6 protein-coding genes are annotated in these 7,542 nt (G+C 72.4%); all 6 read right to left on the bottom strand.

Features of this window, described 5'->3' with window-relative positions; all coding sequences use genetic code 11:
- Positions 1-7: 7 nt before the first annotated feature.
- Complete coding sequence (locus tag MWU57_RS06485; RefSeq protein ID WP_246908125.1) at positions 8-2,257, bottom strand: polyribonucleotide nucleotidyltransferase; 2,250 nt, start codon at positions 2,255-2,257, stop codon at positions 8-10.
- 210 nt (positions 2,258-2,467) lie between these two features.
- The gene (gene rpsO / locus MWU57_RS06490) at positions 2,468-2,737 is read right to left on the bottom strand and encodes a 30S ribosomal protein S15 (RefSeq protein WP_106268080.1); all 270 of its coding nucleotides are present in this window, start codon (positions 2,735-2,737) and stop codon (positions 2,468-2,470) included.
- A 98-nt stretch (positions 2,738-2,835) separates the two neighbouring features.
- Positions 2,836-4,836, bottom strand: a complete 2,001-nt coding sequence (locus MWU57_RS06495; RefSeq protein ID WP_246908128.1) for a heme peroxidase family protein — start codon at positions 4,834-4,836, stop codon at positions 2,836-2,838.
- A gap of 230 nt (positions 4,837-5,066) precedes the next feature.
- Positions 5,067-6,041, bottom strand: coding sequence for a bifunctional riboflavin kinase/FAD synthetase (locus MWU57_RS06500; RefSeq protein ID WP_246908130.1), 975 nt, complete (start codon positions 6,039-6,041; stop codon positions 5,067-5,069).
- Positions 6,042-6,132: 91 nt separating this feature from the next.
- The gene (truB, locus tag MWU57_RS06505; protein ID WP_246908133.1) at positions 6,133-7,092 is read right to left on the bottom strand and encodes a tRNA pseudouridine(55) synthase TruB; all 960 of its coding nucleotides are present in this window, start codon (positions 7,090-7,092) and stop codon (positions 6,133-6,135) included.
- A gap of 1 nt (position 7,093) precedes the next feature.
- Entirely contained in the window at positions 7,094-7,519 is a 426-nt protein-coding gene (rbfA, locus tag MWU57_RS06510) for a 30S ribosome-binding factor RbfA (protein WP_106268087.1), read from the bottom strand.
- Positions 7,520-7,542: the final 23 nt, after the last annotated feature.

Below are 7,542 nucleotides of genomic sequence, written 5' to 3' on the forward strand. Positions count from 1 at the left end.
CGGTCGGTCAGGCCTCCGTGGTCTGCTCGGCGGACTCGGAGCCGGCCTCGGCCTTTTCCTCGTCCTCGGTGACCGCGACGAGCGAGAGCTTGCCCCGCGGGTCGATCTCACCGATCTCGACCTGGATCTTCTGGCCGATGGAGAGCACGTCGTCGACGTTCTCGACCCGCTTGCCACCCACGAGCTTGCGGAGCTGGCTGATGTGCAGCAGCCCGTCCTTGCCCGGGGAGAGGGAGATGAACGCGCCGAACGACGTCGTCTTGACGACGGTGCCGACGAAGCGCTCGCCGACCTCGGGCACGTGCGGGTTGGCGATCGCGTTGATCGCCGCCCGCGCGGCCTCGGCGGACGGGCCGTCGGTCGCGCCGATGTAGACCGTGCCGTCGTCCTCGATGGAGATGTCCGCGCCGGTCTCCTCCTGGATCTGGTTGATCATCTTGCCCTTGGGCCCGATGACCTCGCCGATCTTGTCCACGGGGACCTTGACCGCGATGACGCGCGGCGCGTTCGGGGACATCTCGTCGGGCACGTCGATCGCCTCGGCGAGCACGTCCAGGATCGTCAGGCGCGCGTCGCGGGCCTGACCGAGCGCGGCCGTCAGGACCGACGCCGGGATGCCGTCCAGCTTGGTGTCGAGCTGGATCGCCGTGATGAACTCACGGGTACCGGCGACCTTGAAGTCCATGTCGCCGAACGCGTCCTCGGCGCCCAGGATGTCCGTCATCGCGGCGTACCGGGTCTCCTCGTCCACTGTGTCGGAGACGAGGCCCATCGCGATGCCCGCGACCGGGGCCTTGAGCGGCACACCGGCGTTGAGCAGCGACAGCGTCGAGGCGCAGACCGAGCCCATGGACGTCGAGCCGTTGGAGCCGAGGGCCTCGGACACCTGGCGGATCGCGTAGGGGAACTCCTCGCGGCTCGGCAGGACCGGCACCAGGGCGCGCTCTGCGAGCGCACCGTGGCCGATCTCGCGGCGCTTCGGGCTGCCGACGCGGCCCGTCTCACCGGTCGAGTACGGCGGGAAGTTGTAGTTGTGCATGTAGCGCTTGCGCGTGACCGGCCCGAGCGAGTCGATCTGCTGCTCCATGCGGAGCATGTTGAGCGTGGTGACACCCAGGATCTGGGTCTCGCCGCGCTCGAACAGCGCCGAGCCGTGCACGCGGGGCAGCACCTCGACCTCGGCCGAGAGGGTGCGGATGTCCGCGAGCCCACGGCCGTCGATGCGCACGCCCTCGGTGAGGACACGCTGGCGCACGAGCTGCTTCTGCAGCGAGCGGTAGGCGGCCGACAGCTCCTTCTCGCGGCCGTCGAAGCCCGCCTGCAGCTCGCCGAGCATCTGCGACTTGATCTCGTCGAGACGGCCCTCGCGCTCCTGCTTGTCGGCGATCGCCAGCGCGTCGCGCAGCGGGCCGGCCACGGCCGACTCGACCGCGGCGTACGCGTCGTCGGCGTAGTCCGGGAACAGCGGGAACTCCTGGACGTCCTTGGCGGCCTGCTGCGCCAGGGAGAGCTGGGCGTCGCAGAGGGCGGCGATGAACGGCTTGGAGGCCTCGATGCCCTCGGCCACCACCTGCTCCGTGGGCGCAGTCGCGCCCTCGGTGCGGATGAGGTTCCAGGCGTCGTCGGTGGCCTCGGCCTCGATCATCGCGATGGCGACGTCCTCGGTACCGTCGGCGGTGGTGACCTTGCGGCCGGCCACGACCATCTCGAAGACGGCGCGCTCCTTGTCGGAGTGCTTCGGGAAGGCGACCCACTGGTCGTCGACGAGCGCGATGCGCACGGCGCCGGCGGGGCCGGAGAACGGCAGGCCGGAGATCTGGGTCGACGCGGACGCGGCGTTCATGGCCAGGACGTCGTAGGCGTCGTCCGGGTGCTGGGCCATGACCGTGATGACGATCTGGACCTCGTTGCGCAGGCCCTTGACGAACAGCGGGCGCAGCGGGCGGTCCGTGAGGCGGCACGTGAGGATCGCCTCGGTGGACGGGCGGCCCTCGCGGCGGAAGAACGAACCGGGGATGCGTCCGGCGGCGTACATCCGCTCCTCGACGTCCACCGTCAGCGGGAAGAAGTCGAAGTGGTCCTTGGGGTGCTTGCCGACGGCCGTGGTCGACAGCAGCATCGTGTCGCCGTCGAGGTAGGCCGCGACGGAACCGGCGGCCTGACGGGCCAGTCGGCCCGTCTCGAAACGGATGGTGCGGGTGCCGAAGCGGCCGTTGTCGATGACAGCCTCGGCGGAAGTGATCTCGGGACCCTCCACGGGTGCCCTCCTGATTCTCGAAGGCGCCGCCATCCGAGCGACGGTCTTCGATCGAGGCCCACGGAACCACGCACCGGACGTGCCGGGCGGTTCGGGGGGCCACTACCGAGGACCGGACCTCGGCCCGGCGGCGCGGTGTGGGTGTCTTACCAGGACATCACACCAGACCAGCCCGGCCCCTGCGAGAGGGGCCGGGCCGGCGGGGTGACGTCAGCGGCGCAGGCCGAGGCGCTCGATGAGTGCGCGGTAGCGCACGATGTCGACCTTCTGCAGGTAACCCTGCAGGCGACGGCGCTGGCCGACGAGCAGCAGGAGGCCACGACGCGAGTGGTGGTCGTGCTTGTGCTCCTTGAGGTGCTCGTTCAGGTCGTTGATGCGCTGCGTGAGCAGCGCGATCTGCACCTCGGGCGAGCCGGTGTCGCCCTCGTGAGTCGCGTACTCGGTGATGATGGACTGCTTGGTGGCAGCGTCGAGCGGCATGGCTCTCCCTCTGGTGTCGTTGCGCGGTGCTCCGGGACTTCTTCACCGGGCGCTCTGGATCCGCGGCCGAACTACGGCACAGCCATGGTATCAGCGGTTCATGCGCCTCCGTCGTGACCGGCGGGACGGCCGTCGACCCGGCGGAACGTCCCGTCGGGGAGCGGGTGCACGCCGGCGAACCGGAGCAGGTCCGTCAGCGTGGTGATCATGCGCCCGTCCTCCAGCCGGACGCCGTCGGCGGGCGTCCACGGGTCGGGCGTGCGCAGGAACGAGTCGTCGTCCTGTCGCAGCAGGTAGACGAACGTCTCCGCCAGGATCCGGCTGCCCACCTCGCCCAGGAAGTTGCCGTTGCCCTCGACCGCGGCCTCCTGGAGCACGTAGTACCACAGCGGGGTGCGACCGCGCCCGATCGCGTCGAGGGCTGCTCCCACCTCGGGCGCGGTGCCCGCCGTGAGCTGGTCCCGGGTCAGCGGGGCGACACCGAGCTCCGCGGCGACCTCCTCCCCCGTCGGCAGCGCCAGCATGTAGCCGCGCAGCAGGTTGCGCTGCGCGAGCTGCTTGAGCATGGCGCTGACCGCCTGCGTCATCGGCGACCCGTCGGCTCCCACCGGGACCTTCGCCGGGTCGAGGGGCGCGCCGTCGTCGTCGACCTCGCCGAAGCCCTCCTTGAGCATGGTCCGCAGACCGTCGGCCAGGAACGGGTCGATCTTGCGCGCCCGGCGAGCCGGGTCCGGCTCGCCCTTGTCGACGAACCGGGTCCAGTCGATCGGCCAGTTGGACGGCAGCGCGTCGAGCTGCTGCGCCGCGCTGGGCGACAGCCCGCCCCCGCCGGTGAACCGGAAGAGGTTCTCGAGGGAGGCGAACCCGACGGCGCCCCCGGGGCCGAAGTTGACGTTGAAGTCGTAGCCGTTGCGGACCATCGAGTGGCCGAACCGGAACGCGGCGACGGCGAACTCCAGCGGCATGGCGATGGTACGCAGCGGGCGGAAGAGCAGCGTGTGCTCGTGCAGCACCTGGTCGAGGACCCCGGGCCGGGTGAGCGTGCGCAGGTAGTCGTGCAGCACCAGCCACTGGTAGTGGTGGCGCACGAGGGCGCGGGCCTGCTCGAAGGTGGCCCGGTCGTCGGGGGCGAGCCACGGCTGGGTCAGCCGCACCCAGTCGACGACGGCGTTGTGGAACCGGATGAAGGCCACGTGGAGCTGCGCCACCACGAGGTTCTCGTCGTTGCGGCCGTCGGGGATCTTCGTGCTGCGCCGCAGACCGGGGTTGCCGGCGTCCTGCGCCTCCTGCTCGGAGAACCGCGGGAGGTCCCGCTGCGGGTCGTCGCCGGGCTCGACGAGCTCGAACCCCGGGACCGCCGTGGTCGAGACGCGGCCGAGCGCCAGCTTCACGGGGTCGGCGGCCGAGTAGGCGACCTCGCTCCGGGTGGGCCCCTCGGCCTCGCCCGGCAGCCGTGGTCCGCTGCCGTACATGCTGTCCAGGTCCAGCCCGGGGTGACGGCCGTTGTGCAGGCTGGCCACGACGTCGTCCGGCCGGACGACGGTGAAGGGGTCGTTGACGATGTCGCCGAGCGCGAGGTCGCCGTCCGCGCCCGCGGTGGTGTCCGGGCCGTTGGTGTTCAGCGTGATGTCGTGGTCGATGAACTGGCCCCAGTAGGTGTAGACCGCCGGGACGGTCGAGTCCTGGGCGGGGTCCCGGGCGTCCGACTCGATCATGTGCTCGCCCAGCGACTTCAGCGCCGTGACCGTGGCGGCCACCGTCGCCGCGTCCTGCGACGGCAGGTGAGCCGCGGGGAACCCGGTGCGCAGCCGGGCGAACAGGTAGTCGAACGACGTCGTCGCGTCGAAGCGGCCGTGCCGGTAGTCGAGCAGGACGGCCGCCGCGGTCCTCGGCAGGAACGGCGAGTCCGACGTGCGCGGGTCGGCGGCCTCGCTCGTCCCGGGCGTGTCGGGGACGACCCGGCCGCCGTGCCCGACGTTGCGCACCGTCCGTCCGTGCGGGGTCTGGTTGAGGTCGACGCGCGGGTCCGGCGACGACGGTTCGGTCTGCGGAGCGGTGATCTTCTGGTCGGCGGTCGCGCCGGCCTGCGGAGCCTCCATGGCCCTGCCTCTCGCACGAGGGTTGCGGCGATCGGCCGTGGGCCGTCGCACGGACGCGTGCCCCCTCAGAGGCGAGCACACGGATGCGGGGCCGGTCGCACCTCCGCCCGAGGCGGTGCGGCGTCGCGAGAGGGGCTGGGCGCCCCAGACCAGGATGCCCCCGGTCCTGCCGGGAGGGAAGGCCGCGGACGGCGTTCGTGACACCCCGGCGGTCTTTTCACCCGCTCGGGTCAGCCGAGGATCGCGCGGGCGCGCGCGACGTCGTCGTGCATCTGGCGCACGAGCGGCTCGATCCCGTCGAAGCGCAGGGTCGCCCGCAGGTGCTCGACGAGCTCGAGGACGACCTCCTCGTCGTACAGGTCCAGGTCCGTGCGGTCGAGCACGTACGCCTCGACCCGACGTTCGACGCCGTCGAACGTCGGGTTGGTCCCGATCGAGATGGCCGCCGGCAGCCGGACGTCGGGATGCCCGGGATCGCTCTCGGCGAGCGCGGGGCGCCGCAACCATCCCGCGTACACCCCGTCGGCGGGCACCATGCCGGCGATCTCGCCCAGGTTCGCGGTCGGGAAGCCGAGCTCGCGTCCCCGGGCGTCGCCGTGGACGACGGTGCCTCGCACCCGGTGCGCACGGCCGAGCACGTCGGCGGCCTGGGCCACGTCCCCCTCGGCGAGCAGCGCCCGGGCCGCCGAGCTGGACCACCGCTGCCGGGCGCCGGCAGACTCCGCGAGGCACTCCCCCACGTCGTCGATCGCCACGACCTCGAACCCGTGCTCACCGCCGAGCTCGACCATCGTCGCCAGGGTGCCGGAGTTGTCCCGGCCGAACCGGACGTCGTGACCGACCACCACGCTGCGGGCACCGAGCCCTGCGGTGAGGTACCGCGTGACGAACTCCTCGGGGTCCTGCGCGGCGAAGGCGAGCGAGTAGGGAATGACCAGCACGGCGTCGAGCCCCGTGGCCGCCAGGAGGTCCAGCCGGTCGGCGAGGCCCGTGAGCAGCTCCGGAGCGGACTCCGGCCGGTGCACGACGGCGGGGTGCGGGTCGAACGTCACGGCGACGGCCGCGAGGCCGTCGGCCCGCGCGAGGTGCACCAGCCGGCCGAGGACCGCCTGGTGCCCGCGGTGGACACCGTCGAAGTTGCCGATCGTGACGGCGGACGGACCGAAGCCGTCGGGGACCTGGTCCAGGTCCGTGAACACTTGCACGCCGATCGTGCTCCTCGCTCGGGGTCTCGTGGGGCGCCGCCGGTGACACCGACGGACCAGGATAGTCACGTGCCGCGCGGCACGGGACCGGTCAGCCGGCCGGTGCGAGCACCAGGACCGGTCGCGCCAGACGCTCGCCGTGACGCGTGGTGTCCTCGAGCAGCGCCACGAGCCGTCCGTCGGGGCCGATGCCCGCCAGGGTGCCCTCCGCCCCCGACGGGGCGACCCACTGGCCGTAACCCAGTGCCGTCGACTCGTCAGCCGTCAGCTCACGGACCTCGAACGCGGCCCGGGCGGCGTCCGCCGGCGAGAGCGTAGACAGGACGCCGTCGGCGTCCGCCTGCGCCTCCATCTCGTCCAGGGTGCGCGCTCCGGCCAGCCCGTAGCAGCCCACCCGGGTGCGGCGCAGCGCCGTGAGATGACCCATCGTGCCGAGGGCGACGCCCAGGTCCCGCGCCAGCGCACGGACGTACGTGCCGGAGGAGACCACGACGCTCGCGTCGAGGTCCGTCACCGGCACGCCGTCCGCCGTGCCGGACCGGACCGTGCGGACGTCGAAGGCGCTCACCGTCACCGGCCGGGCCGCCAGCTCGACGTCCTCGCCGGCCCGGACCCTGGCGTAGGCCCGGCGACCGTCGACCTTGATCGCGCTGACCGTGGTGGGCACCTGCTCGATGTCGCCGGTCAGCGACGCGACCGCCCGCTCCAGGGCGCCCGGATCGACGCCGTCGGCGACGCCGGGCGTCCCGACGACCTCACCCTCGGCGTCGTCCGTGGTGGTGCCCACGCCCAGCCGGATCGTGGCCTCGTAGGCCTTGTCCGCACCGACCACGTAGGTCAGGAGGCGGGTGGCGCGGCCGACGCCGACGACGAGCACCCCGGTGGCCATCGGGTCCAGGGTCCCGGCGTGGCCCACCTTACGCGTGCCGGCCAGCCGACGGCACCGGGCGACGACGTCGTGGCTGGTCAGTCCGGCGGGCTTGTCGACGACGAGGAAGCCGTCGGCCGCCGTGGGACGGCGTGGCGGCCGCTGAGGGCGGTGCTCGGCCACGTCAGTCGTCGTCGGACGTGCGGTAGGGGTCGGCCTCTCCGGCCGGCTCCTTGCCCTCGCGCAGCGCCGCCAGCTCGGCGTCGCGCCGCCGCGCCTCGAGCAGTGCCGCGTCGAGGTGCGCAGCCGTCTCCGGCACGGAGTCCAGGTGGAACTCGATGCTCGGCGTCAGGCGCATCTGCGTCTGCTTGCCCACCTCCGAGCGGATCATGCCCTTGGCGCTCTCGAGCGCTGCCGCGGTGCCGGCCCGCTCCTCGTCGTCGCCGTAGACCGTGTAGAACACCGCGGCCTGCTGCAGGTCACCGGTGACACGGACGTCCGTGACCGTGACGAACCCGAGGCGCGGGTCCTTGATGCGGGTGTCGAGCAGCTGCGCGACGATCTCCTTGATGCGGTCCGCCAGCTTGCGGGCCCGTGGGTTCTGGCTCATCCGTACTCCCTCTCGTGACGCCG

The organism is Isoptericola sp. S6320L (genome assembly GCF_023015685.1).
Classification (GTDB): domain Bacteria; phylum Actinomycetota; class Actinomycetes; order Actinomycetales; family Cellulomonadaceae; genus Isoptericola; species Isoptericola halotolerans_A.